Genomic DNA, 23,649 nt, shown 5'->3' on the forward strand with positions numbered 1-23,649 from the left:
TATGGATACCTTCCTGACCTTCACGATCGTGGGGTTGGTGCTCGGATCGGTGTACGCCATCGCCGCATCGGGCCTCGTTCTCACCTACAACACGTCGGGCATCTTCAACTTCGCGCACGGCGCGCAGGCCATGCTGGGAGCGTTCGCATACTGGCAGCTCCGCTACGGCTGGGGCCTGCCCACGCCGGTGGCGCTGATCCTGGTGCTCGGCGTCATCGGACCGGCGGTGGGACTGCTGCTCTACATCCTCATCATGCGCGGCATGCGCAATACGGCCGAGGTCACCAAGATCGTCGTCACGGTCTCGATCCTGCTGGGCATGCTGTCGGTGTCGCACTGGTTCTGGCATCCCGAGCAGGCCCGGACGATGACGATGTTCTTCGGCGACCAGAACGGCATCGAACTCTTCGGTGTGGGGATCCGCTACCACGAGCTGATCTGTATCGCGGTCGCGATCCTCATCGCGCTCGGACTGCGGGTCATGTTCACCCGGACACGCGCCGGTGTCGCCATGCGCGGAGTTGTCGACGATCCGGATCTGTTGCGGCTCAACGGTCACGACCCGGATCGGCTCGCGGCGCTGTCGTGGGTGATGGGCTCGACCCTCGCGGTCCTCGCGGGCATTCTCGTGACACCCATCAACGGCGGCACGCTCGAAGCGAACATGCTGACGCTGCTGGTCATCGACGCGTTCGCAGCCGCGATGTTCGGCCGCCTCCGGAGCATTCCGCGCACCTTCGCCGGTGCCGTGTTCCTCGGCCTGGCCGCAACGTATGTGCTCGCGTACTTCCCGACGGCGTGGACGTGGACGTCGAACCTGCGGGTGTCCCTGCCGATGATCGCGCTGTTCGTCGTGCTGATCGTTCTGCCGCAGGACCGCTTGCGCGGCGCGGTGACCCGGACCCGGGAGCGCTACCACGTGCCGTCGGTGCGCAAGGCCGTCGCGTGGGCGGTGGCTCTGGTCGTGATCGTCTACGCGATCCGCCTGCTGATGGTCACCTCGGCGATCACCACTCTGACGATCGGAATGACCTTCGCCATCATCGCGTTGTCGCTGACCCTGTTGACCGGGTACGCCGGCGAGATGAACTTGGCGCCGGTGTCTTTCGGTGCGATCGCCACCATCGTCGCGTTCCATTTCGGAATCTCCGGCACCGGGCTCGCGGCACATCTGAACCTGTGGGGTGTTGCGCTGGGAGTCGCAGCGACCGCGGTCGTCGGTGGCCTCATCGCGCTGCCGGCGCTCCGGCTTCGCGGCCTCTACCTGGCGTTGGCCACCATGGCGTTCGGAGTGTTCCTGTCCAACATGGTGTTGCGCGACACCACCGTGCACGAACTGTTCGGCATCAGGTTCTCCATCTTCACCGACGGGAACATCGCGATACCCCCGCTGAAGGTGGGGCCACTCGATCTGCGCAACCACACCGTCTTCCTCATGACGGTCACGGTGATCTTCGCGGCGCTCGGCGTCGGCGTCATCGCGCTGCGCAACAGCGGGTACGGACGTCGCCTCGCGGCGATGAAGGACAGCCCCGCCGCGTCGGCGATGCTCGGGCAGAGCCTGGTCCGGCTCAAGCTCGGCGTGTTCACTCTCTCGGCCGGTATCGCGGGACTGGGTGGCCTGTTCATGGCGAGCGCGATGGGATCGGTGTCCAACGAGAGCTTCTCGATCATGGTCAGCCTGTCGCTGCTGATGCTCACCGTGGTGGCCGGTATCGGCTACGTATCGGGCGCGTTGTTCGGCGGCCTGTTGTCGGGCGTCGGGTTCGCGGTCATCATGACGTCGTTCTCGAACCTCGCGTCCGCGCAACCGGAGATCGCGGGTCTGTGGACCTTCCTCGGGCACGTCGCGGCGGTGAGCCCGGCGCTGATCGGTATCGGTGTCGCCGCCAACCCCAGCGGCAGCGTCCACCAGGTCGTCGAGGGTTATCGCCGTCTCGCCGACGCGAAACCCGTCCTGATGGGTGGCGGCGCGGTGGTCCTCGTGTCGTACGTGCTCGCGCTCGTCGGAGCACTCGACAACTGGTGGTTCGCCTCGATCACCATTGCGACGGTGTTCATTCTCCCGGTGATGGGGCAGTGGCTGATGCTGGAAGCGGTGCTCGGTGCAGACGAGGCGGCACGACGTCGCCCGCTGATCCCGGAACGGCTGGGCGTCGACGAGCCCTACAGCGAGGCGGTGCGCGACGAGATCGATCGTGAGCTGGGTATCTCCGGGTACCTGTCGACCCCGCCCGCCCGTGCGGACAAGGAGCTGGTCACCAATGGCTGACATGCCGATTCTCGAAACCCGCGGTGTCACCGTCCGTTTCGGCGGACACGTGGCCGTCAAGGACGTGAGCATACAAGTGGGTCGTGGAACCGTGACCGGCCTGATCGGGCCCAACGGTGCCGGCAAGACCACCCTGTTCAACACGATCACCGGACTACAGAAACCCTCCGCGGGCAAAGTGTTCGTCGACGGCAGGGACGTGACCACGCTGGCGCCCTACAAGCGGGCTCGACTGGGTCTCGCGCGCACGTTCCAGCGTCTCGAACTGTTCGTGTCGCTGTCGGTGCGCGACAACCTCCGGGTCGCCGGCGACATCCACAATGCCAACTCACGCAAGCACATCGACGTGGAAGCGGAAGCTGATCGGTTGCTCGAACTGACCGGTCTCCGCGACATCGCCGACCGGGACGTCTCCGACATCCCGACCGGTCGGGCACGTGTCGTCGAGGTGGCACGAGCACTGATGACCGATCCGCGGGTCCTGCTGCTCGACGAACCGGCGTCCGGTCAGACGGAGCAGGAAACCGAAGAGTTCGCGGCACTGCTGTCCGGCCTCGCGGCGGACGGACTCGCGATCTGCCTCGTCGAACACGACATTCCGCTGGTGATGAAGATCTGTTCCACGATCCACGTGCTCGACTACGGCGCGGTGCTCGCAAGTGGCGTTCCCGACGAGATCAAGAACGACCCCGCAGTGATCAATGCCTACATCGGAACCGAGAAGGAGGCGGTATGAGCCCCGAACCCCTGCTCGAACTGTCCGGCGTCCGTGCCGGATACGGCTCCATCGAGGTGTTGCACGGGGTGGACCTCGCGCTTCCTGCCGGGACGGTCGTCGCACTGCTCGGACCCAACGGAGGCGGCAAGACCACGACGCTGAAGGTGTGCTCCGGCATCCACCCCGTCTCGTCCGGTGAACTCCGGATCGGTGGTCATGTCGTCAACGGGGCATCTGCGGCCGAGTTGGCGCGACTGGGGATCTGTTCGATCCCCGAGGGCCGGGGCGTGTTCCCCAACCTCACGGTGCGCGAGAACCTGTGGATCGCGACCGGCACGGGCGTCCCACTGGCCGAACTCGAGGACGTCGCCTACACGCGGTTCCCCGTCCTCGGCGAACGCCGCACCCAACTCGCCGGATCGATGTCGGGCGGCGAGCAACAGATGCTCGCGCTGTCGCGGGCGCTCGGGACGAATCCCACGGTGCTCCTGCTCGACGAACTGTCGATGGGGCTCGCCCCGCGGATCGTCTCGCAGATATACGACATCGTGGGAGAGCTTGCGGCGGAAGGAGTATCGATTCTCGTTGCGGAGCAGTTCGCTCGGGCGGTCCTGCCCATCGCCACCAGTGCCGCGTTGATGCTGCAGGGCCGCGTGGTGCGCACGGGCGATCCGGCGGAGATCGAAGAAGAACTGTCTACCAGCTATCTAGGAGGATGAGGATGACCACTGCGGTCGACGAACGACGTGAGCAATTCAAGCAGGACGTGGCGGCGCTGGGTCTCGGTACCGCGACCGGCGGATCCGGCGGGATCGGCCGCATCGTCGGCCTCGTGTTGATGGTCGTCGGTGCGGCAGCCGCATTCGTCGTCTACATCGCGTCGCTGGGGTTGTCGGACCTACGGGACCTTCTGTCGTATCAGTTGCTGAGCATGGGTTTCGTCGCCCTGACGCTGATCGGTGCGGCCGTCTACATCGCGTCGGTGGTGGCGAAGGTTCTGAGGCTGTGGCTGGTACGTCAGTTGCTCGAAGGCAACGCGCAGACCGAGCGGATCGTCGAGGCCCTGTCGCACGACAAGATCTGATCGCTTCTCCGGATTCGAAACAGCAGGCCCGGCCCCGACATTCGTCGAGGCCGGGCCTGCTGTGATTCGAGTCGAGGGGGTCAGGAACCCGCAGCCTCGAGCCCGGTGGTGATGTCGGCGAGGATGTCGTCGATGTTCTCGATACCCACGGCCAGGCGGACCAGTCCGGGGGTGACGCCCGCGGCGAGCTGCTCCTCGGCGGTGAGCTGCGAGTGGGTGGTGGACGCCGGATGGATGACCAGCGAGCGCACGTCGCCGATGTTGGCGACGTGGCTGTGCAGGGTCAGCGCGTTGACGAACTTCTTACCCGCGTCGATCCCGCCCGCGAGTTCGAACACGACGATGGCGCCGGGGCCCTTGGGCGTGAGCTGCTCGGCACGCTCGTGCCAGGGCGAGGACTCCAGGCCCGCGTAGGCCACGGAGAGAACCTCGGGCCGCGCCTCGAGGAACTCGGCGACCTTCTGCGCGTTGGCGACATGGCGTTCCATCCGCAGGCTGAGCGTTTCGATGCCCTGCGAGATGAGGAACGCGTTGAACGGCGACACAGCCGAGCCGAGGTCGCGGAGCAACTGCACCCGTGCCTTGAGGGCGAAGGCGGGAGCGCCGAGATCGGCGAACACCACCCCGTGGTAGCTGGGGTCGGGAGTGGTGAAGCCGGGATGGCGGCCCTGGGTCCAGTCGAACGTGCCGCCGTCGACGATGACGCCCGCGATCGCGGTGCCGTGGCCGCCGAGGTACTTGGTGGCGGAGTGCACGACGATGTCGGCGCCGTGCTCGAGGGGACGCAACAGGTACGGGGTGGCGACGGTGTTGTCGACGATCAAGGGCAGGCCGTTGTCGTGCGCGACACCGGCGATGCCGGAGATGTCGAGGATGTGGTTCTTCGGGTTGGCGATGGTTTCACCGTAGAACGCCCGCGTGGTGGGACGGACCGCCGCGCGCCACTGCTCGAGATCGTCGGGATCCTCGACGAACGAGACCTCGATGCCGAGCTTGGGAAGCGTGTAGTGGAAGAGGTTGTAGGTGCCGCCGTACAGGTACGGGCTCGACACGATGTGGTCGCCGGCGGAGGCGAGATTGAGGATCGCGAACGTCTCGGCTGCTTGACCGGAGGACAGGAGCAGCGCGGCGACACCACCCTCGAGCGACGCGATGCGCTGTTCGACCGCGTCCTGTGTCGGATTCATGATGCGGGTGTAGATGTTGCCGGGCTCGGCGAGCCCGAAGAGAGCCGCGGCATGGTCCGTGTTGTCGAACGTGTAGCTGGTGGTCTGGTAGATCGGCAGCGCACGGGCCTTGGTGTCGCCGCCGGCGGGCTGACCGACGTGGATCTGCTTGGTCTCGAAGCTCCACGACGCGGTGGGATCGACGGCTTCGGGGGTGTTGTCGCTCATGGGTCTACTGCTCCGGATTCGGTGAGTGGAACGGGTCGTCGAGACGCTGACCTTCACGACCCCGGGCGCGGCGCCGCCGTGAGAGCGGTTCGTGGGGGCCGGGGGTGGGTGCGGGCGGTCAGCCGGCCGGGCACCCGCACATACACAGAAGACAGGCATGACGGCGCGGTCGCTGTGCCGACCACTCGTACGTCTTGCTCACGGCTCCGACAATAACGGCTGGCGGCGATTCCGACCAGGCCCGTAGGAAACCGCGCGTCGCGGCGGCGGGCGGCCCCGGGACCGGTACCTACACGCTGTGTGTTGCTCTTCCGTCGCCGTGTGTGATCCTGCTAACGTACTGGAACAGATTCTAGTTTGGTGGGGCGCGCAGGGTCGTGGCCAGTGCTTTTGGAGGTAAATTTGACCGCCGTCGACTTCTCGCTCGAGCATTCCGGCACCCCGGTGAAGCGCGAACTACCGCCATCGATGATCGACCGGATGACGCTCATCCTGGAGAGTTTCGACAGCCGGGGAGCGCTCACGCTCGAAGAGGTCACCTGCCGTTCGGGGTTACCCCGCTCGACGGTGCATCGCATCCTCGACCAGTTGGTCGGCCGCGGCTGGATCGACCACGCGTCGTACGGATACTGCCTGGGCGCACGCGCGCTCGGACTCGGTGGCAGCGACACCGGTCACCGGCGTATCCGCGAAGCCGCCGCCCCGCATCTGCACGACCTCGCGATGCAGACGGGTGCGGTCGTGCACCTGACTGTCCTCGACGGCAACGAAGTGCTCTACCTCGACAAGGTCGGTGGGCAGCTCGTTTCGAGCGTCCCATCGCGGGTCGGCGGGCGGTTTCCCGCGTACGCCACGGCGTGCGGCAAAGCGATCCTGGCCTGGCTCGAGCCCGAGCGCGTCGACGCGCTCTACGGCAAGCGGCTGCCGCCGTGCACCGAGCGGACCATCGGCGACAATGCGGCACTCCATCAGGAACTCAACCGGATCCGCAAGCGTCGTGGCGTCGCCTTCGAGCGCGAAGAGGCTGCGCCGGGTATCGGCTGTGTCGGGGTGGCGCTGCGCGGTGTCGACGGGCCGGTCGCGGCGCTCTCGCTGGCGGCGGATGCGCGCTCGACCCGGCTCGAATGGGTTGCGCCGATCGTCGCCGATGCGGCCCGCAAGATCACCCGAACACTCTTTCCCGATCAGGAGCGCGACGAGGCCGTTTCCGGTTCCCGGATGGCGACCGGGCCGCTCGGCAGCGTGATTCCCACGGCCGCCGGACTCCGATAGTCGCGGGACGCGCGCTTCAGCCTTCGGGATGCAGTGCCATGTAGCGGGCGGGCAGTTCGCCGCCGCCGTGTACCGCGAGATCGGCCCCGTTCACGTAAGTGGCCAACGGACCGGCGAGGAACAGGCACGCGCCCGCGATGTCGGACGGCACCGCCATGCGCTGCATCGGCAGGGTCCTGGTGACGGCGGCACCGCCGTCGGATCCGTACACCTCGGCGGCAGCTTCGGTGCGGATCAGGCCGGTGGTGATGTGGTTGACCCGCACCTTCGGCGCCCACTCCAGAGCGAGGGCCTTCGTCAGTGCGAGCAGGCCGGCCTTCGCTGCGGTGTAGGCGGCGGTGCCGGGTTGCGGGTCGTGCGCCGACACGCTTCCGATATTGACGATCGAACCCCCCTCGTCCTGCCCGGACATCACGGCGTTCGCAGCCTGGGCGACGTAGAACGGCGCGAGGAGGTTGAGAGCGACGATCTTGTCGAAGAAGCGAGTCGACACCGTCGCGGCATCCGAATCGGGTGAGCCACCCGCGTTGTTGACGAGAACGTCGAGGCGTCCGAACTTCTCGACGGCCGTCGCGACGAGGGACTTCGCCTGCTCGGCGTCGCGGATGTCGACGGCGGCGAACTCGGCCGTTCGGCCGTCGATTTCGGGCAGTCGTTCGGGCGCGGTCCGTCCGCAGACCAGCACGTCCGCACCGGCGGCCAAGAAGCATTCGGCGATGACGTACCCGATGCCCTTGGTGCCGCCGGTGACGAGGACCGCGCGACCGGTGAAATCGGCAGGATTGTCGAAGAACATGCCGCGGAGACTATGACGAAATGTGCCACGGTGCCCCGACGTTCCCGCTCAGCAGGTGCCTAGAGCAGGTGAACCTTCTTGTAGAGGATCTTCGACGGTCCGCCGATCAGGCCCACGTTGTCGAGGAAGGTCATGAGCTTGGCGCCGGACTTGCGCACCCGGTCGTGGTGGTGCGTGTTGTTCCGGGCTTCCTCGAGGGCGCGCTCGGTGTCGAGGCCGGCGTTGGCGTAGACGTCCGGGTGGATCATGCTCTTGACGACGAAAAACACGACGACCGCAGTGTTGATCCGTTCGATTGCGAGCCGCAGGCGGCTCGCACCGTTCAGTCGGCGTCCCACTTCTTCACGGGCGAACCGGATGTGGCGCGCCTCCTCGAGGACGTGGATCTTCGAGACCGCACGTGTGACGGGCTGGACGCGTTCGTCGCGCATGAAGTCGCGCTGCATCATGTCGAGGATTTCTTCTGCGGCCATGACCGCGGCGTACGCGTTGGCGCCCTTGAAGAAATGGCCCCACAGGCGGCCGAGGTGGTGGATGTAGCGGGGCGGCCCGTAGCTGGGCATGTTGAGCCGTTCGCCGGCGCGGGCGAACATCACGGAGTGACGGCACTCGTCGGCGACTTCGGTGAGCGCGAACTGCACGTGCCGGCTGTGCTTGTTTCGGTCGTAGACGTCGCGCAGGAGCATCTGCATGAGCAGGATCTCGAACCACAAGCCGGTGCTCGACACGCTCGCGGCCTCGTGCTTGGTGAGCTCGATGCGCTGTTCGTCGGTGAGTTCGTCCCACAGGGCGGTGCCGTAGAGCGTGCTCCACTCGGGGGTCATGCCGAACTTGTCGTCGGGAACCGGTGCTTCCCAGTCCACCTCGACGACCGGGTCGTACGACTTGCGTGCGGACGAAGCGAGCAGACGACCGGCCGTTTCCTCGCGATCGGAAAGCCGGATGCCGGGTACGAAACCCTTGCTGGATTCGCGGGTGAGCGATGCGGTCATGTCTCCACCTTTTAGTGTGACGACGGGTAACTGTTAAGTGAGGTTAGCGTGATCGCGGGCACAGCACAACGTCTACGACGAAAGTGTCCGGACGAACGCGAGAGCAGTGACGAACGCGAGGGCAGTGACGAACGCGAGGGCAGTGACGAACGCGAGAGCATGCGGGGGTGTATGTGACAACAGTCCGAGGCACTGTGGACAGTAGAACTGTTCGCAGAGAGGTCGTGGTTCAGGCATGAACATCGTCGTCGATAATCGGCTGTCGGAAGTAGAACTGTCCCGCACCCTGGATTTCCTGGTCGGCGATGCCTACTGGAACAGGTGGCGGTCGCGCGATCAGATCCGGAAACAGTTCGAGAGCGCTTGGAAGGTTTATGTTGCAAGGGCATCGGATTCCGGACAGTTGCTCGGCGCGGTTCGAGTGTCATCCGACGGTGTGAGCTACGGATACATCGCGGACGGGTTCGTATTCTCGGAGCGTCGAGGCGAGGGCATTGGAAGCGCCATGCTCGAATGCCTGCTGTCCGATACCGAGGCAGAGGACTTCCGCTGGATGTTGCATACAGCAGACGCGCAGCCGCTCTACTCTCGATTCGGCTTTGTCGCCTACGGTCCGACGTATATGGAACGCCCGAGCAGACACAGTCAGCCCGCCGGTTAGACGCCTCTCGTGCAGACCTATCGCCAGAGCACAGCGTGTATCCGTCGACTTTCCACGTCAGCCGGGCCTGGGTGCCTCCGGTCTCGACGGCGATCGTTCCTGCAGGAGATCACGCAGCAGGATCGGGTGGTGCGGTGGATCCTGCAGGGGGCGGACGGTTCTCGTTGCGTGCGTCCCTGCCTACGTGCCGCGAAGGGCGCAGCACGTAGGCACGTGAGTGCCGGAAGTCCTTGACCCGCAGATTCCGCACCACGTGCAGACGGAACTCGTCGCTGTCGCCGAGTGCTTCCGCGAGCTCCGCGTCGACCAGGACGGAACCGGGCCGGGCCGCGCCGGTCAACCGTGCGGCGATGTTGACCACCGACCCGAACAGGTCGCCGAACCGGGCAAGCGCCGGACCCGACGCCATCCCGATCCGCAGTGCCGGGGTGTCCTCGAGCGCTGCGAACGCCTCTTGCAGTTCCAGCGCGATACGCGCGGCGGCGACCGGGTCCTCGGCGGCGAACATGACTTCGTCGCCGACGGTCTTGATGACCCAGCCGGCGTGCCGGGTGATCACGCGGGAGACTTCCGCCTCGAAATGGTCGAGCAGCACGTTGAGTTCGTCGGCGTCTATGCGCCGGGTGAGCTGGGTGTAACCCACCATGTCGGCGAAACCCACGACCAGCGGGCGGGTCTGCACGTCGCCCTGCGCCCGCACGGCCGTGCGGTTGGTCGTCGAGACCAGATGCCGGCGCCACATGTAGCCCTGCAGGTTCTCGGCACGGTTGGCGACCCGGCGGAGGATGTCGTCGACGAACTCGCGGATCTCCTCGTCTTCCGGGGGCGTGGAGGCGTGGCTGTAGGTGCTGGAGAGCTGGGCGACGACGTGACCACTCAGCAGGGCGAACTGCCACTCGCTCAGCCGCGACATCGACTGTCCGAGAGAACGCGCCGCGGACAGCTCTGCGGAGGGATCGATGGCGCCGCTGCCGAGAATCGCCGCGACATCCTGCAGGGCGCCCAGGTCCCCGTCGGTGAACATGACGGCGTCGGGATCCGGGTCGACGGTGAATCCCAGGGCCTGCCACAGCTGACGGACGCGAGCCGGCTCGAGCTTGGCGAGATCCGCGACCTCCTGCAACGTGTACCGGCGAGCACCGAGGAGGGTGCGTTCGAGTTCGGATCGGATCGTCGCGACCACCTCGGGGGTGGCTTGCGGACGCTGATCGGACGGGGTCACGAGACCATCCTTACCTGTACTCCGGTTGTGGAGGTTGTAGATTCCGCCCACCGGCGCTCGGTGTCGTGTCGTACACCTGTGCGACAGTGGGCGTCGAAAAAGCGCCGGACACTCCAGCGAGCCGAGAAAGGACATGCATGTCGCCCCGCACACGCGCGGACCATCTGACGGAGGAACAACTCGGAGAGCTGAGTAGTGCACTCGCGGACGGTCGTCGCGCGACTGTATATCTCGTCGACGGCATTCCGAGCCTCGGCATCGAACCCGGCGCGTCGGCGCGAGTCATCTCCGTTAGCGGCAGCACCGTCACGGTCCGGCCGAAGGGCGTGGACGACGAGCTTCCGTTCGAATCCGACGAACTGCGCCTGAACCGGCAACCCGCCGGAGTACCGGCGAAGAAGACCGCACCGGCGAAGTCCGCGCCCGCCCGGTCAGCAGCATCGGCGGCTCCCGCTCCGAACCCTCGTGTGCCCGAGCCGGTTGCATCCGCACCCGCTGCCCCCAAGTCCGTATCGAGGCCCGCGCCGGCGCGCAGCGTCCCCAGCGTCCAGGAGAAGAAGCCCGTGAACGACACGACCCCCGGGTCCGCTGCTCCCGCCAAGCCGAAAGCGCCGGTCCGTAAGGCCAAGAAGGCGCCCACGATCAGCATCACGGTCACCATCGACCCCGAGAGCGAATGGACCGTCGGAATCGCGCACGGGACACGGAAAGTCGGAAAGCCGTCGCCGGTGGCGCCCGACGCCGTCGAGCGGGCCGTCAAGGAACTCGGCGATCCCGGTGCCATCGAGGCGGTCCAGTCCGTGATCGACGCGGCCCGCACCGCCGCCGAAGAGCGAGTCGCGCAGCTCAGCCGCGAACTCGAGGAAGCCCGAAAAGCTCTCGAAAGTCTCGGCGCAACCCCGAAAACAGGCATCGACCTCTAGTACCCTCACAACGAAGGTCGCCCGCCGCGCGAGAGGGACACGATGTTCTGAAGGTTCGCTCTACTGGCCGCAGCAGTGATGGCATTGGCGGGCGGTGGGATGGGGATAGCCACCGCAGCACCTCCTGTCACCCTCGGCGGTGGTTCGGGGATCACTCTCGGCGACGGTGGCCAGGACATCTACGACTGCACCCTCACCACCATCGGAAACGACGCCGCCGGTCGCCTCGTCGGCCTGACCGCGGCGCATTGCGGTCTCCCCGGCATGACCGTGAAGGCCGAGTACGACACCGCGGCCGGTCCCGTCGGCCGGATCGTCTCCGCGAACACCGTGCTCGACTACGCGGTCATCGAGTTCGACCGGAGCAAGGTCGTACCCGTCAACCGGGTGGGGAACACGTCGATCACCGGTCTGGGGTCCCCCGCGGGCTTCCCCGACATCGCGTGCAAAGAAGGCCGCACGACGGGGAACACGTGCGGCGTCGTGTGGGGCGACGTCTCCGGTTCGCAGGAAACCTGGACCCAGGTGTGCGTCATCGAAGGTGACTCCGGTGCGCCACTGGTCGTCGGCACGACGCTCGTCGCGATGGTCAACGCGTACCTGTTCGCGCCGTGCGCCGGCCCGCAGGTCGGAACGAACATCGACGTGATCTTCGGCGACATCAACGCTCGCGGAGGTGCAGGAACGGGCTTCCGGCCGATCTAGCCGGAAGCCCTTCCCACACAAGGGCGGATCGGCGTTATTCGCACACCGCGCCGTGCGACGCCGAGCCCACGAGCTTGGTGTACTTGGCGAGCACACCACGTGTGTACCGCGGCGGCAACGGTTCCCACCCTTGCCGCCGCGTCGCCATCTCCTCGTCGCTCACCAGCACGTCGAGGACGCCACCGGCGACGTCGAGGCGAATCCGGTCACCGTCGCGGACGAAGGCGATCGGTCCGCCGTCGACCGCTTCGGGTGCGACGTGCCCGACGCACAGTCCCGTGGTGCCACCGGAGAAACGACCGTCGGTGAGAAGCAGGACGTCCTTCCCCAGACCCGCGCCCTTGATGGCTCCGGTGATCGCGAGCATCTCCCGCATTCCGGGGCCACCCTTGGGGCCCTCGTATCGGATGACCACCACGTCACCCGCCGTGATGGTGCCGTCCTCGAGCGCATCCATTGCCGCGCGTTCCCGCTCGAAGACCCGCGCGGTGCCCTCGAACACCGACTCGTCGAATCCCGCCGACTTCACCACCGCGCCACCGGGAGCGAGAGTGCCCCGCAGGATCGTGATGCCACCGGTGGGATGAATGGGGTTGCTCAGCGCCCGCAGCACCTTGCCGTCGGGATCGGGCGGGGCGATGCCCGCCAGATTCTCCGACAGCGTGTGACCGGTGACGGTGAGACAGTCGCCGTCCAGCAAGCCCGCGTCGAGCAACGCCTTCATCATCACCGGCACACCGCCGATGTGGTCGACGTCCTTCATGACGTGTGTGCCGAACGGTTTGACGTCGGCGAGGTGCGGGACGCGCGCCCCGACTCGGACGAAGTCGTCGAGGGTGAGTTCCACGCGCGCCTCGTGGGCGATCGCGAGCAGGTGCAGCACCGCGTTGGTGGATCCGCCGAACGCCATCACCACGGCGATCGCATTCTCGAACGCCTCTTTCGTCAGGATGTCCGACGCGGTGATGCCGCGGCGCAGCATCTCCACGACCGCCTGGCCGCTGCGCCGGGCGAATCCGTCGCGTCGGCGTTCGGTCGCGGGCGGCGATGCGCTCCCGGGCAGCGACATTCCGAGAGCTTCGGCCGCGGCGGCCATCGTGTTCGCGGTGTACATGCCACCGCACGCACCTTCACCCGGGCAGATGGCCCGCTCGATGACACCGAGGTCGTCCTCCGACATGAGGCCTCGTGCGCAGGCACCCACCGCCTCGAAGGCGTCGATGATCGTCACGTCCCGCTCGGTGCCGTCGGACAACTTGGCGACACCCGGCAGGATCGATCCGGCGTAGAGGAAGACCGATGCGAGGTCGAGGCGGGCTGCCGCCATGAGCATGCCCGGCAGCGACTTGTCACAGCCGGCCAGCAGTACCGATCCGTCGAGTCGTTCGGCCTGCATCACGGTCTCCACGCTGTCGGCGATCACTTCCCGCGACACGAGCGAGAAGTGCATTCCTTCGTGTCCCATCGAGATGCCGTCGGACACGGAGATGGTGCCGAACTCGAGGGGATACCCGCCCGCGGCGTGCACACCTTCCTTCACGGCCTGCGCCAGTCGGTCCAGCGAGAGGTTGCAGGGGGTGATCTCGTTCCACGACGACGCCACGCCGATCTGGGGCTTCTCCCAGTCGTCGTCGCCCATGCCCACCGCGCGGAGCATGCCGCGGGAGGCGGTCTTCTCGATTCCGTCGGTGACGTCGCGGCTGCGGGGTTTGAGGTCGGGAACGTTGTGGCCGGGCCGATCGGTCATGACGCTCCGTGTCCGCGGGGGTCGCGTCCGGTCAAAGCGAGCAGGCGGTCCTGCACGGAAGCATCGTCACCGACAGGCACGGGATCGGCGAACAGCCCGCTGCCCGCAAGCATGTCGGTCTGTGGCTGGAGGTCCTTGTAGACGGCGTCGACGAGAACCGGATCGAGTTGCTCGTCCGATCCGGTGGCGCGGGCGAGGTCCCATGCGTGGATGGTGGTGTCGCCGACCTGCTGCCTCAGGTAGTCGACGCACGGCACCGCACCGTAGGAGAGGTGGATTTCCTGGTCGGCCGGCGTCTTGGCCCACGCCTCGGTCGCCTGCTCGGAGAACTTGGCCCACGCGGCAGCAAGGTCGTCGCCGAGGGGTTCGAGAGCGGACTCGGCCTCTTCGAGTGTGCGTCCCGACAGCAACGGCGCTACCCAGCGTTGTTCGTCGACGACGTGCCGCACCAGTGTCTCGATGTCCCATTCGGTGTCGGGGGTGGGGGCGTGCCAGTCGGTGATCTGCGCGACGCGGTTGTCGAACTCGCGCCGAGCGGTGCGTTGTAGTGAAACCCAGTCGTTCGCCATGGTTCCCACCCTAGACACGGGTGGCCTGTGATCACGGCGATTTCAATCCGTGCGCCCGCGCTCGGCGTGCGTCAGGATCGACCGGGAGCCCACGGTTTGTGGGGCTCGTCGCCGATTCGAGGAGAGTGCATGTCCGTCCCCACCGTCGAGCTTGCCCCCGGGTTGACCGTCAGCGCCCAGGGTTACGGAGCGATGTCGGTTTCCCCTGTGTACGGACCGATCGACCCCGGAGAAGCGCTCGCTACGCTGCACCACGCGGTGGACCTTGGAATCACCTTCGTCGACACCGCGAACGTGTACGGCAACGGCACGAGCGAGACCGTGGTCGGGAAGTTGCTCGCGGCCCGGCGCGACGAGGTGCAGGTGGCGACGAAGTTCGGTCTGGTGGGAGCCATCGGGTCCACCGGTACCGGCAACCGCCGCATCGACGGGCGGCCCGAATACGCGAAGCAGGCGATCGACGAGTCGCTCGGCAGGCTCGGAGTGGACAGCGTCGATCTCTACTACCTGCACCGTGTCGACCCGGAGGTACCGATCGAGGACACCGTCGGCGCGCTCGCCGAACTTGTGCAGGCCGGCAAGGTGCGCCACATCGGCTTGTCCGAGGCGACCGGACACGAGATCCGCCGCGCGCACGCCGTTCATCCGATCGCGGCGGTGCAGTCCGAGTGGAGCATCGTCTCCCGCGACGTGGAGCGGCACGTGGTGCCGATGGCTGCGGAACTGGGCATCGGGTTCGTGCCGTATTCGCCCGTGAGCCGTGGGCTGCTCACCGACTCGTTCGACCCAGGGCAACTCGGCGACGGCGATCTGCGCCGCCGATTCCCGCGGTTCGGGCCCGACGCCCTCGCCGGCAACCTCACAGTGCGCGACGAGGTCCGCGCGGTCGGCGACGAGGCGGGAGCAACGGTCGCGCAGGTCGCGCTGGCGTGGCTGGACGCGAAGGCCCGCGAGTTCGGTCTTCCCTCGGTGTCGATTCCCGGCACCCGGTACGCCGCGCGGGTCACCGAGAACGCGGGCGCGCTCGACGTCACGCTCACTCCCGACCAGATCGCGCGACTCGATCTGCTCGCCGGCAAGATCGTCGGACCGCGGTCGGCAGACCCGCAGTGGGTGTCGCTCGGTCGCGAGTAGTCGGCGGCGCTCTCGAGCGTGGGAGTAACGTTCGTCCACCATGAGGGCGTGGCTGGTCTGGAGTGTCGGAGTATTCGCCTATGTCGTGGCGGTCCTGCACCGGACGGCCTTCGGCGTCTCCGGACTGGCAGCGACCGAACGATTCGAAATCTCCCCGTCGGTGCTGTCGGGATTCGTCGTCCTGCAACTCGTCGTCTATGCGGGCATGCAGATCCCGGCGGGTGTGCTCCTCGACAGGTTCGGTTCACGCTGGGTCATCGCCACCGGTGCGGCCGTCATGGCGGTCGCGCAGATGGTCCTGGCCACCACCGAATCGTTGCCGATCGCCTATGTCGCCCGGATCTTCGTCGGCGCCGGTGATGCGCTGACGTTCATCTCGGTTCTCCGGCTGGTGCCGGTGTGGTTCGCGCCCCGGCAGGTCCCGCTCGTGTCGCAGTTGACGGGGATTCTCGGCCAGATCGGGCAGGTGCTGTCGGCGGTCCCGTTCGTGCTGGTCCTGACCGGTGTCGGATGGACGGCGGCATACGGCAGCGCGGCGTCGATCGGGGTGTTCGCCTGCATCCTCGTGATCGCAATGGTGCGTGACGCCCCGTACGGGGACGCTCCGGCCGCGAAGCCGATGGGTCTCCGGGAACTGGTCGCGCAGATCGGGGTGGTGTGGCGCCGGCCGGGCACCAAGCTGGGTTTCTTCACCCATATGGGAACCCAGTTCTCGGTGACCACCTTCGCGTTGATGTGGGGCGTTCCCTATCTGGTCTCGGCGCAGGGGCTCTCGCCTGCCGCCGCCGGGTCGATGCTGACCGTGTCGGTGGTGACGGCGATCGCGGCGGGACCGATCCTCGGGATCCTCTCCGGTCGCTTCCCGCTCCGGCGGTCGTGGATGGTGCTCACGATCATGCTCGCCAACGCGACGATCTGGACGGTGGTGCTCGCACTGCCCGGACCCGCGCCGATCGCGCTGCTCGTACTGCTCATCGTCGTCATCTCCGTGGGCGGGCCCGGCTCGATGATCGGGTTCGACTACGCCCGCACGTTCAATCCTGGTTCTGCGCTGGGGACCGCGAACGGCATCGTCAACATCGGCGGGTTCCTCGCCACCCTGCTCGTCGTGCAGACGATGGGTCTCGTCCTCGAACGGCTCGGTGGGTACACCTTCGACGCATTCCGTGTCGCGTGGCTCGCGCAGTACCCCGTCTGGGTGATCGCACTGATCGGTGTCCTGGTGACGCGTGGCCACGCCCGTCGCGAAGCCGGAGTGAATCCGCGCAGCTCATGGCAGGTTGTGAGGCAGCGAACCGCAGCGCGTCGCGGGGACCTGGCAGACTCGGAGGAGAACACCCCGAGGAGGACGAGCAGTGACAGCGACGGTGGACGCCCCTGATCCGGGCGCCCCGATTCCGGAACATCCCACGGACGGAAAGAGCGCGACGTCGCTCTCGCCGCGCGAACTCGCCAGGTTCCTGATGGTGTACAAGTTCGGTATCGACGAGATGATGACCAAGATCAACATCTTGCGGGACGAATTCACCTACGCCCACGACTACAACCCGATCGAGCACGTCAAGTCGCGCCTCGAGACCCCCGAGTCGATTCTCGCGAAGGCTGCCAGCAAGGGCGTCGACCCCACGCTGGACGGCATCCGTGCGAGCGTGCGCGATATCGCGGGTATCCGCATCTCCTGCAGTTTCACGTCCGACGTGTACCGGATCTCCAAAATGATCACCCGGCAGCGCGACGTGCGGGTCGTCGAGGTGGTGGACTACATCGCGCACCCGAAGCCGAACGGATACAGCAGCCTGCACGTGATCGTCGAGGTGCCGGTGTTCATGTCCGATCGGGTGGAGTCCGTATACGTCGAACTTCAGATCCGCACGGTCGCGATGGACTTCTGGGCCAGTCTCGAGCACAAGATCTATTACAAGCACGACCGTGCCGTCCCGGGCGACCTGCGCGAGGAACTACGACTCGCCGCCGAAACGGCCCGTGCCCTCGATGTGCGGATGGAAGCGCTGCACGAGCGGGTGCACGGCCGTTTCGACGACTGACGCGGTCGGTCCCGTCCCCGAATGTGTCGGCGGATGCATCGTCTCACCAAGCCGCAGAAGGTAATTCGACACACACCCGGGTCGGGATGTCGTGCGTCGTAAACATGTAGGTGTCCCGGCTCGCCGATCGATCAGGAATCGAGAAGACGCCGGCCACGGTGGGCCCTGACCTTGGATGCGCAGCATGTGGCCGACACCGAGGGGGACACGATGACCGCGAAATCGACTGCCGACGAGAGCTTTTCTGCGCAGGAGCGCGCTGCCATGAAGGAACGTGCAGCGGAGATCAGGGCCGAGAGCAAGCGCGCGAAGGGCGCCGAGAAGGCCGCTGCGGACGAGAAGGACGTGCTGGAGAAGATCGCCCAGATGCCGGACCGCGACCGCGAGATGGCGGAGCGCGTCCACACGATCGTCACGACCGTCGCTCCGGGACGCCGAAAGGAACCGTGACGGCTGACGCGGCTCAGCCTTTCTCTGACTCGTCGGACGCAGCGTCCTTTCCGTCGCCGTCCGCAGTCGCACTGCTTTCCTCCGTCACCTCGCCGTTTCCGCCGACCGTCTCGATGACGAGACCGTCCGTCCCGGCATCCACGCGCACGGTGTCGCCACCGGACAGCGTGCCCGCGAGCAGCAGGTTCGATAGCTTGTTGTCGAGTTCCTTCTGAATCGTCCGGCGCAACGGACGCGCTCCGAACTCCGGCGCGAATCCGGTGTCGACGAGCCAGTCCACCGCGCTGTCGGTGATCTCGAACTCGACGTCCTGCGCTCGCAGCAACCGCTTGGTTCCGCCGAGCAGCAAACCGATGATCTGGTGCAATTGTTCCTTCGCAAGACGGTGGAACACCACGGTCTCGTCGATCCGGTTGAGGAACTCGGGCCGGAAATGCGCGTGCAGACGTTCCATCAACTGCGGGGTGAGGGACTCGATGTCGTCACTCGCGTGGGACAGGATCATGTCCGACCCGATATTGCTGGTGAGAATGACGATGGTGTTCTTGAAATCCACCGTGCGGCCCTGGGCGTCGGTGACGCGCCCGTCGTCGAGCAGTTGCAGCAGCACATTGAACACGTCCGGGTGCGCCTTTTCGATCTCGTCGAACAGGATCACCGAGTACGGCTGACGCCGAACCTTGTCGGTCAACTGCCCGGCTTCTTCGTACCCGACGTAACCGGGGGGAGCGCCCACCAGACGCGACACGGTGTGCTTCTCCTGGAACTCGCTCATGTCGAACCGGATCATCCGGTCTTCGTCACCGAACACCGCTTCTGCCAGTGCTTTTGCCAGTTCTGTCTTGCCGACACCGGTGGGCCCGAGGAACAGGAACGACCCGATCGGCCGATTCGGGTCGGCGAGTCCGGCACGTGCCCGGCGAACACCTTCGGCAACTGCGGTGACCGCTTGCTCCTGGCCGATCACCCGCGCGTGGAGCACGTCCTCGAGGTCCAGGAGCCGCTGCCGTTCCTCCGCCGTCAACTCGGACACGGGAATACCGGTCTGCCGGGAGATCACCTCGGCGATGTCGAGCACTTCGACCTGCGGGGTGGACTCGGTTTCTCCGACTCCGGTGCGCTCTTCCAGCGCGGTGATCGCCTTCTTCAGTTCCCCCGCCTTCGCATAGTCTTCGGCAGCGACGGCGGAGTCCTTCTCGCGTTCGAGGCGTGCCAGTTCCTCCTCGTGGGAACGGGTGTCCGCGTCGGGAGTCTTCGTACGCAAGCGGACTCGCGCGCCGGCCTGGTCGATCAGGTCGATGGCCTTGTCCGGCATGAACCGGTCGGTGATGTACCGGTCGGACAGTTCGGCCGCGGCGATCAGCGCCTCATCGGTGTAGTGGACCTGGTGGTGCTCCTCGTAGACGTCGGCGAGTCCGCGCAGGATTTCGATGGTGTCGTCGACCGACGGTTCGACCACCATGACCGGCTGGAACCTGCGTTCGAGCGCAGCATCCTTCTCGATGTACCGGCGGTACTCGTCGATCGTGGTCGCGCCCACCGCGTGCAGTTCCCCGCGCGCGAGGGCGGGCTTGAGCAGGTTCCCGGCGTCCATCGATCCCTCACCGCCGCTGCCTGCGCCGACGATGGTGTGCAACTCGTCGATGAACAGCACCAATTCGTCGGAGTGGTCGCGCACCTCGTCGAGAATCTTCGTCAGTCGTTCTTCGAATTCGCCGCGGTATTTACTGCCCGCGACCAGCGACCCCACGTCGAGCGCGACGACTCGCCGGTCGGCGAGTGTGGAGGGCACATCTCCGTTGACGATGCGCTGGGCCAGGCCCTCGACGATCGCGGTTTTACCCACGCCGGGATCCCCGATGAGCACGGGATTGTTCTTCCTGCGACGGGAGAGGATCTCCACTGTCTGCGCGATCTCGTCGGCGCGGCCCACCACCGGGTCCACATTTCCGGCGCGCGCTTCCGCGGTGAGGTCCCGCCCGTACTGGTCGAGCGTGGGCGTCGTGCTGGATGAGGCGTCGCGACGGCCACCGGTGTCGAGTTTCGCGCCGGCGAGCGCATGTGCGGCAGCGTTCTCGCTGTTCTCCGCGATCCCGTACAGGATGTGTTCGGGCCCGATGTAGCTTGTGCCCGATTGTCCTGCCTGCTGCTGGGCGACACGGAATACGCGCTTCGCCGCCGGACTCAGCACCGGCGGCTCGCCTTCGCCCTCACTCTCACTCTTGCCCGCGAGCGAACGCATCTGCTCGGCTACGGCGTCGGGATCGAGCCCCAGGCTGCTGATCACGCCGCGGGTCGGGTCGTTGAGGGTGGCGGCATACAGCAGATGTTCGGGAGTCAGTTCCGAATTACCCCATTCTGTTGCGGCATTTCGGGCATCCGCGACAAGTCTCTTGGCGTCGTCGTTGAGCAGTCGGCTCAGATCGACGCGCTGGACCGGTGGTTGGCGCATTCCACCGGGGCCGAAGAATCGGTCGAAGATGTCTTCGAACGGATCACGCGAAATCCAGCTGTCGGTCATAGTCTCCTCCGAGACGGAGAGGATGTAACGCTATCCGGCACTCACCCAAAGCATTTCGTACCGGTCGCCTCCGGCGACGGCCTCGCTCGGTGATTCGGTGTCGGCTGCCGACATTGATCGTATACCGCTCCCGGTGTCCCCCGCGGCGGGTTGCGCGAGTTCCTCCGGAGGGGTAGCAGGCGTTATGTGGTCGTCCGCCCGCGTGCGCTGAACGTCCGGTGCCGACGACGCGGACGCGCTACGGTCCCTCATCGGCTATGGCCGTCGACTATTCCGGAATCGGACCGATCTCGAGACCCGCGTGGATGGTCTCCGCGCTCTCGGTCAGAGATGGAGGAGCATCGGCGCGCGTAGTCACCGTCAGTTGCGTCAGGAAGCGATCGTACTCGTGGTCGACCACGACGAAGCGCGTCGCTGCTCCGAACCGGATATCACCGGCTCGGTAGTAGCCTCGAATCAACGTGGAGCGAAATATTCCGAAGTTGACAGTGCTGTAGTAGGTTTCGTACCACTCGGGCAGGCTGACCGCTTCGTTGCCCGCGACCTCCAGCAACTCGTCCGTCGACCGCGACTTCGACAGCCTGCCGTGGAGAAGTACCGCATTGGGCGCCCACCTGTTCTCGGTGTGCTCGGGAGCGATGAGGACCGTGTGGGCGTGGGGGAAGACTTCGGTGGGTACCGAAACCCAACCCTGCGGTACGGGGATCTCTACCAACGGATGCCGTGATTCGTCCCGCCTGCACGGGATGATCTCGACCTCGTGGGAGTCGAGGTACTCCGGAAGTGTTGTCGGAACCCGACGATCGATCATCGAATTGCCTTCTTTGCGCGCGCCGCACGGAATCGTTCCCGCAACGGGGGAGGACACAAGAGGTCGATTGCGTCGGATTCCACGAGACGTTCACGACAAGCCGGATCTTCTGCCAATTTTTTCAGGAGAGCGAAAAGGGTGTTCGGCTCCACGACGAGTTGGTGGGCCATAACCGCAAGTCGATGTTCGGAATCGTGTCGTGTCCTGGAGTCGGACGGAAGAGGCTCGGCCGTATGGAGATCGATCACCGGGTGGGCCGTCGTTCCGCCCCGGACTCCGAGATCCCCCGCTCCGATGCGGGTGATGCTTCCCCAAGGGACGAAGGTATCGAGGACCTGCTTTTTCAAGAAGATTCGCCGGCAGACGTGTCGCCGCACACCCCCTCGATAGATGTACAGGGTCGTGTCGAAGCGGACGCACGCGATCAGGACCGCAATTGTGCCCAGGACGGCTGCACATAACGACACGAAGAGAGCGCCTTCGCGATTGTCTCGCCCGAACGGCAAAAGGGTTTCGCCGAGCCCGATATGCCAGGCGAACGCTGCTGTACCGCCGTATGCGGTCAAGCCCAACATGGCCACGACGGTAGTGAATACAGCGGTTCTTCCTGTCAGGATGCTGATACCCGCACCGTGGGTGGGATCGTGATGAAGTCCGAGCTTGCGGGATTGTCGAAGATTGCGAAACCCGGCGCTCCGAAACGAGGATATGGCGATGGTGAACAGGGCGACCGAGCCGCCGGCTCCACCGAGAGCGACCCGAGCATCACCGGTTCGGAAAACATCATGTGCGAAGACGAGACTCACGCATGCCGCAATAAGCATCGCGAGGGAGAGAACGAGCGATGTGATCCGAAGCGGTTGTGGCCATGGTGCTCGAAGTGGTGCCGGTTCGGGTGCGCTACCCGGTTCACCTGGATTTCGATTCTCATTCGGGTTCAACAAACACTTCTTTCATGTCAGGTCACTTCCACAGCCACTGTGCCGATTTGGATACGAGGTACGAGCCGAAGGCACCGGCCACGATTCCTGCGGAGAGTCCGACTGCCGTTCCGACTCCGGGTGCCACACCCGTTCCCAGTACAGCTCCCGCTTGTCCGAACGCCCAGGCGCTCGCGAGGTAGCCTGCTGCGGCGCCGGATCCTTCCGTCACCACCGCCCTCGTCGGATCCATTCCGCCTTCGATGTCGTTGACGATCGCGGGTATGACACCGAGTACCACGCCGGCAGGACCGAGACCTCGCGCTACCCCGCGGGCGAGGTCGTCCCCGGACGTTGCGGCTGCTGCTCCAAGCCCCACTTTCGTCCCGTCGGCCATCGAGCCGATTGTGGACGCTGCAGTCGTTGCTGCCCAGTCCGGTGTCCAGGAGAATTCCCCATTTTCCTGCTGCACCACCTTTCCCGGCATCGCGGCATCCCTGGCGACCTCGAGGGCATTGACCGCGGCATCGATGCGGTCGGTGGTTTCGGCTGCGGCTCGCGATGCCTGGTGGATCGCGTCGGAGATGGTGCGGGTCAGGTCGGCTGCGCAGCGTTCGACTTGTGATCGAGTGCCGGCGGCTGCTGTCGAGTCGGGCACGAGTATTGCGATCAGTGCTATCTGCTCGGACGGATCGACAGTGCCGTCATCGTGGACTGTGAAGCCGGATTGTTCGGCGCTGCTGAGGGTAGCGAGCAAATGCATGCGGGCACCTTCGACGATGCTTGCTCCGGTGCGGTAGGCCCCGCCGACCTCGAGAAGAGCGCCGGCGATGGCGCTGCCCAGTGAGCGTTCCCGGACTATTCGTTCGGCGGCCGAGCGCGCGGCGTCGCCGGTCCACCGCTCAGCGAGTACGTCCTGTTCGCTGAGGAGCCCCTTCATACGGTCGTCGAGTCGGTCGACGATTCGGTCGATTCGGTCGGCGGTGATACGTAGCGCATCGGGATTCCAGGATTGGACGGCGGAGACAGTGAGATTCATTCCGGCCGGTCCACGGCGGATAGTGCACCGACGAAATCTGCCTCGGCGACGACGTAGTCGTTCTCCGCGCCGTTGGTTACATCGACGACCTCGCGGAGCCGTCCGCACATATTGATCAAAGCCTGGTCGGTGACGTCGGCCGCTCGGGCGCAGACGCGGGCGAAGTCCGTTCCCGGGAGCGCCGATTCCGAAGTGGAGTACGGCTCGCCGACGTCCCAATCGCCCATTGCGTCGGCGGTGTCCGCCAAGAAGGCAGCGAAAGCACGCAGTGCTTCCGGATCGACATGCAAAGTCACGACTGCCCCCCGAGACACTATCCCCCGATATGTCCGGCTGGGGACGATAGCAGAAGGCGCCCCCACGGAACGGACCGT

Annotated in this window: 23 protein-coding genes; 12 read left to right on the forward strand and 11 right to left on the reverse strand. The window is 65.9% G+C overall.

Features of this window, described 5'->3' with window-relative positions; translation table 11 throughout:
• The first annotated feature begins 1 nt into the window (after nt 1).
• Genes AC0B44_RS10390 through AC0B44_RS10405 form a run of 4 tightly spaced genes read left to right on the forward strand, consistent with a single transcriptional unit; the run spans nt 2 to nt 4,074 of the window.
• Nucleotides 2-2,272, forward strand: a complete 2,271-nt coding sequence (locus AC0B44_RS10390; RefSeq protein WP_471902809.1) for an ABC transporter permease — start codon at nt 2-4, stop codon at nt 2,270-2,272.
• Nucleotides 2,265-3,008 (forward strand): ABC transporter ATP-binding protein, encoded by a 744-nt coding sequence (locus AC0B44_RS10395; protein ID WP_471902810.1) that lies wholly within the window; start codon nt 2,265-2,267, stop codon nt 3,006-3,008. The genes AC0B44_RS10390 and AC0B44_RS10395 overlap by 8 nt, the downstream gene beginning before the upstream one ends.
• Nucleotides 3,005-3,709 (forward strand): ABC transporter ATP-binding protein, encoded by a 705-nt coding sequence (locus AC0B44_RS10400; RefSeq protein ID WP_471902811.1) that lies wholly within the window; start codon nt 3,005-3,007, stop codon nt 3,707-3,709. The genes AC0B44_RS10395 and AC0B44_RS10400 overlap by 4 nt, the downstream gene beginning before the upstream one ends.
• Complete coding sequence (locus tag AC0B44_RS10405; protein ID WP_471902812.1) at nt 3,706-4,074, forward strand: hypothetical protein; 369 nt, start codon at nt 3,706-3,708, stop codon at nt 4,072-4,074. The genes AC0B44_RS10400 and AC0B44_RS10405 overlap by 4 nt, the downstream gene beginning before the upstream one ends.
• Before the next feature lie 80 nt (nt 4,075-4,154).
• Here AC0B44_RS10405 and AC0B44_RS10410 read toward each other — a convergent pair whose 3' ends face one another.
• Nucleotides 4,155-5,468: a bifunctional o-acetylhomoserine/o-acetylserine sulfhydrylase gene (locus tag AC0B44_RS10410; protein ID WP_471902813.1), complete on the reverse strand. Its 1,314-nt coding sequence runs from the start codon at nt 5,466-5,468 to the stop codon at nt 4,155-4,157.
• Between the two features lie 402 nt (nt 5,469-5,870).
• On the opposite strand from AC0B44_RS10410, the gene AC0B44_RS10415 reads away from it, so the two are divergent.
• A complete protein-coding gene (locus tag AC0B44_RS10415) occupies nt 5,871-6,740 on the forward strand; it encodes an IclR family transcriptional regulator (protein ID WP_471902814.1) in 870 nt (289 codons plus the stop codon).
• Nucleotides 6,741-6,756: 16 nt separating this feature from the next.
• On the opposite strand, the gene AC0B44_RS10420 is transcribed toward AC0B44_RS10415, so the two are convergent.
• A complete protein-coding gene (locus AC0B44_RS10420) occupies nt 6,757-7,536 on the reverse strand; it encodes an SDR family oxidoreductase (protein WP_471902815.1) in 780 nt (259 codons plus the stop codon).
• A gap of 59 nt (nt 7,537-7,595) precedes the next feature.
• Nucleotides 7,596-8,528: an AurF N-oxygenase family protein gene (locus AC0B44_RS10425; protein WP_471902816.1), complete on the reverse strand. Its 933-nt coding sequence runs from the start codon at nt 8,526-8,528 to the stop codon at nt 7,596-7,598.
• A 235-nt stretch (nt 8,529-8,763) separates the two neighbouring features.
• On the opposite strand from AC0B44_RS10425, the gene AC0B44_RS10430 reads away from it, so the two are divergent.
• Nucleotides 8,764-9,189, forward strand: coding sequence for a GNAT family N-acetyltransferase (locus AC0B44_RS10430; protein WP_471902817.1), 426 nt, complete (start codon nt 8,764-8,766; stop codon nt 9,187-9,189).
• Nucleotides 9,190-9,298: 109 nt separating this feature from the next.
• On the opposite strand, the gene AC0B44_RS10435 is transcribed toward AC0B44_RS10430, so the two are convergent.
• Nucleotides 9,299-10,411, reverse strand: coding sequence for an adenylate/guanylate cyclase domain-containing protein (locus AC0B44_RS10435; RefSeq protein WP_471902818.1), 1,113 nt, complete (start codon nt 10,409-10,411; stop codon nt 9,299-9,301).
• Nucleotides 10,412-10,548: 137 nt separating this feature from the next.
• On the opposite strand from AC0B44_RS10435, the gene AC0B44_RS10440 reads away from it, so the two are divergent.
• Complete coding sequence (locus tag AC0B44_RS10440; protein ID WP_471902819.1) at nt 10,549-11,334, forward strand: DUF6319 family protein; 786 nt, start codon at nt 10,549-10,551, stop codon at nt 11,332-11,334.
• Between the two features lie 99 nt (nt 11,335-11,433).
• Complete coding sequence (locus AC0B44_RS10445; protein ID WP_471902820.1) at nt 11,434-12,039, forward strand: chymotrypsin family serine protease; 606 nt, start codon at nt 11,434-11,436, stop codon at nt 12,037-12,039.
• A gap of 34 nt (nt 12,040-12,073) precedes the next feature.
• Here the strand turns inward: AC0B44_RS10445 and ilvD are convergent, their stop codons facing one another.
• Nucleotides 12,074-13,786 (reverse strand): dihydroxy-acid dehydratase, encoded by a 1,713-nt coding sequence (gene ilvD / locus AC0B44_RS10450; protein ID WP_471902821.1) that lies wholly within the window; start codon nt 13,784-13,786, stop codon nt 12,074-12,076.
• Complete coding sequence (locus AC0B44_RS10455) at nt 13,783-14,355, reverse strand: TIGR03086 family metal-binding protein (RefSeq protein ID WP_471902822.1); 573 nt, start codon at nt 14,353-14,355, stop codon at nt 13,783-13,785. Before AC0B44_RS10455 ends, ilvD begins: the two co-directional genes overlap by 4 nt.
• Nucleotides 14,356-14,484: 129 nt before the next feature.
• On the opposite strand from AC0B44_RS10455, the gene AC0B44_RS10460 reads away from it, so the two are divergent.
• The 4 genes from AC0B44_RS10460 (at nt 14,485) to AC0B44_RS10475 (ending at nt 17,984) form a co-directional block, all read left to right on the forward strand.
• Nucleotides 14,485-15,489, forward strand: coding sequence for an aldo/keto reductase (locus AC0B44_RS10460; RefSeq protein WP_471902823.1), 1,005 nt, complete (start codon nt 14,485-14,487; stop codon nt 15,487-15,489).
• Between the two features lie 40 nt (nt 15,490-15,529).
• A complete protein-coding gene (locus tag AC0B44_RS10465; RefSeq protein WP_471902824.1) occupies nt 15,530-16,870 on the forward strand; it encodes an MFS transporter in 1,341 nt (446 codons plus the stop codon).
• Nucleotides 16,871-16,883: 13 nt separating this feature from the next.
• Nucleotides 16,884-17,534 carry a GTP pyrophosphokinase gene (locus tag AC0B44_RS10470; protein WP_471902865.1) on the forward strand — a complete coding sequence of 217 codons (651 nt, stop codon included), beginning with the start codon at nt 16,884-16,886 and terminating at the stop codon, nt 17,532-17,534.
• Nucleotides 17,535-17,744: 210 nt separating this feature from the next.
• Nucleotides 17,745-17,984, forward strand: a complete 240-nt coding sequence (locus tag AC0B44_RS10475; protein WP_471902825.1) for a hypothetical protein — start codon at nt 17,745-17,747, stop codon at nt 17,982-17,984.
• 13 nt (nt 17,985-17,997) lie between these two features.
• Here the strand turns inward: AC0B44_RS10475 and AC0B44_RS10480 are convergent, their stop codons facing one another.
• The 5 genes from AC0B44_RS10480 to AC0B44_RS10500 form a co-directional block, all read right to left on the reverse strand.
• Nucleotides 17,998-20,505 carry an ATP-dependent Clp protease ATP-binding subunit gene (locus AC0B44_RS10480; protein WP_471902826.1) on the reverse strand — a complete coding sequence of 836 codons (2,508 nt, stop codon included), beginning with the start codon at nt 20,503-20,505 and terminating at the stop codon, nt 17,998-18,000.
• Between the two features lie 268 nt (nt 20,506-20,773).
• Entirely contained in the window at nt 20,774-21,316 is a 543-nt protein-coding gene (locus AC0B44_RS10485; RefSeq protein WP_471902827.1) for an LpqN/LpqT family lipoprotein, read from the reverse strand.
• A complete protein-coding gene (locus tag AC0B44_RS10490) occupies nt 21,313-22,122 on the reverse strand; it encodes a hypothetical protein (protein WP_471902828.1) in 810 nt (269 codons plus the stop codon). Before AC0B44_RS10490 ends, AC0B44_RS10485 begins: the two co-directional genes overlap by 4 nt.
• A gap of 157 nt (nt 22,123-22,279) precedes the next feature.
• Nucleotides 22,280-23,275 carry a WXG100 family type VII secretion target gene (locus AC0B44_RS10495; RefSeq protein ID WP_169653314.1) on the reverse strand — a complete coding sequence of 332 codons (996 nt, stop codon included), beginning with the start codon at nt 23,273-23,275 and terminating at the stop codon, nt 22,280-22,282.
• Entirely contained in the window at nt 23,272-23,571 is a 300-nt protein-coding gene (locus AC0B44_RS10500; protein WP_346765249.1) for a hypothetical protein, read from the reverse strand. The genes AC0B44_RS10495 and AC0B44_RS10500 overlap by 4 nt, the downstream gene beginning before the upstream one ends.
• Between the last annotated feature and the right edge of the window lie 78 nt (nt 23,572-23,649).

Source organism: Rhodococcus sp. NPDC019050 (assembly GCF_055664235.1).

Coding starts and splice junctions, on each gene's coding strand:
- AC0B44_RS10390 (WP_471902809.1), top strand. CDS start 2: ATGGATACCTTCCTGACCTTCACGATCGTGGGGTTGGTGCTCGGATCG.
- AC0B44_RS10485 (WP_471902827.1), bottom strand. CDS start 21,316: ATGATCGATCGTCGGGTTCCGACAACACTTCCGGAGTACCTCGACTCC.
- AC0B44_RS10405 (WP_471902812.1), top strand. CDS start 3,706: ATGAGGATGACCACTGCGGTCGACGAACGACGTGAGCAATTCAAGCAG.
- AC0B44_RS10475 (WP_471902825.1), top strand. CDS start 17,745: ATGACCGCGAAATCGACTGCCGACGAGAGCTTTTCTGCGCAGGAGCGC.
- AC0B44_RS10465 (WP_471902824.1), top strand. CDS start 15,530: ATGAGGGCGTGGCTGGTCTGGAGTGTCGGAGTATTCGCCTATGTCGTG.
- AC0B44_RS10410 (WP_471902813.1), bottom strand. CDS start 5,468: ATGAGCGACAACACCCCCGAAGCCGTCGATCCCACCGCGTCGTGGAGC.
- AC0B44_RS10480 (WP_471902826.1), bottom strand. CDS start 20,505: ATGACCGACAGCTGGATTTCGCGTGATCCGTTCGAAGACATCTTCGAC.
- AC0B44_RS10425 (WP_471902816.1), bottom strand. CDS start 8,528: ATGACCGCATCGCTCACCCGCGAATCCAGCAAGGGTTTCGTACCCGGC.
- AC0B44_RS10400 (WP_471902811.1), top strand. CDS start 3,005: ATGAGCCCCGAACCCCTGCTCGAACTGTCCGGCGTCCGTGCCGGATAC.
- ilvD (WP_471902821.1), bottom strand. CDS start 13,786: ATGACCGATCGGCCCGGCCACAACGTTCCCGACCTCAAACCCCGCAGC.
- AC0B44_RS10430 (WP_471902817.1), top strand. CDS start 8,764: ATGAACATCGTCGTCGATAATCGGCTGTCGGAAGTAGAACTGTCCCGC.
- AC0B44_RS10420 (WP_471902815.1), bottom strand. CDS start 7,536: ATGTTCTTCGACAATCCTGCCGATTTCACCGGTCGCGCGGTCCTCGTC.
- AC0B44_RS10495 (WP_169653314.1), bottom strand. CDS start 23,275: ATGAATCTCACTGTCTCCGCCGTCCAATCCTGGAATCCCGATGCGCTA.
- AC0B44_RS10440 (WP_471902819.1), top strand. CDS start 10,549: ATGTCGCCCCGCACACGCGCGGACCATCTGACGGAGGAACAACTCGGA.
- AC0B44_RS10455 (WP_471902822.1), bottom strand. CDS start 14,355: ATGGCGAACGACTGGGTTTCACTACAACGCACCGCTCGGCGCGAGTTC.
- AC0B44_RS10445 (WP_471902820.1), top strand. CDS start 11,434: ATGGGGATAGCCACCGCAGCACCTCCTGTCACCCTCGGCGGTGGTTCG.
- AC0B44_RS10395 (WP_471902810.1), top strand. CDS start 2,265: ATGGCTGACATGCCGATTCTCGAAACCCGCGGTGTCACCGTCCGTTTC.
- AC0B44_RS10460 (WP_471902823.1), top strand. CDS start 14,485: ATGTCCGTCCCCACCGTCGAGCTTGCCCCCGGGTTGACCGTCAGCGCC.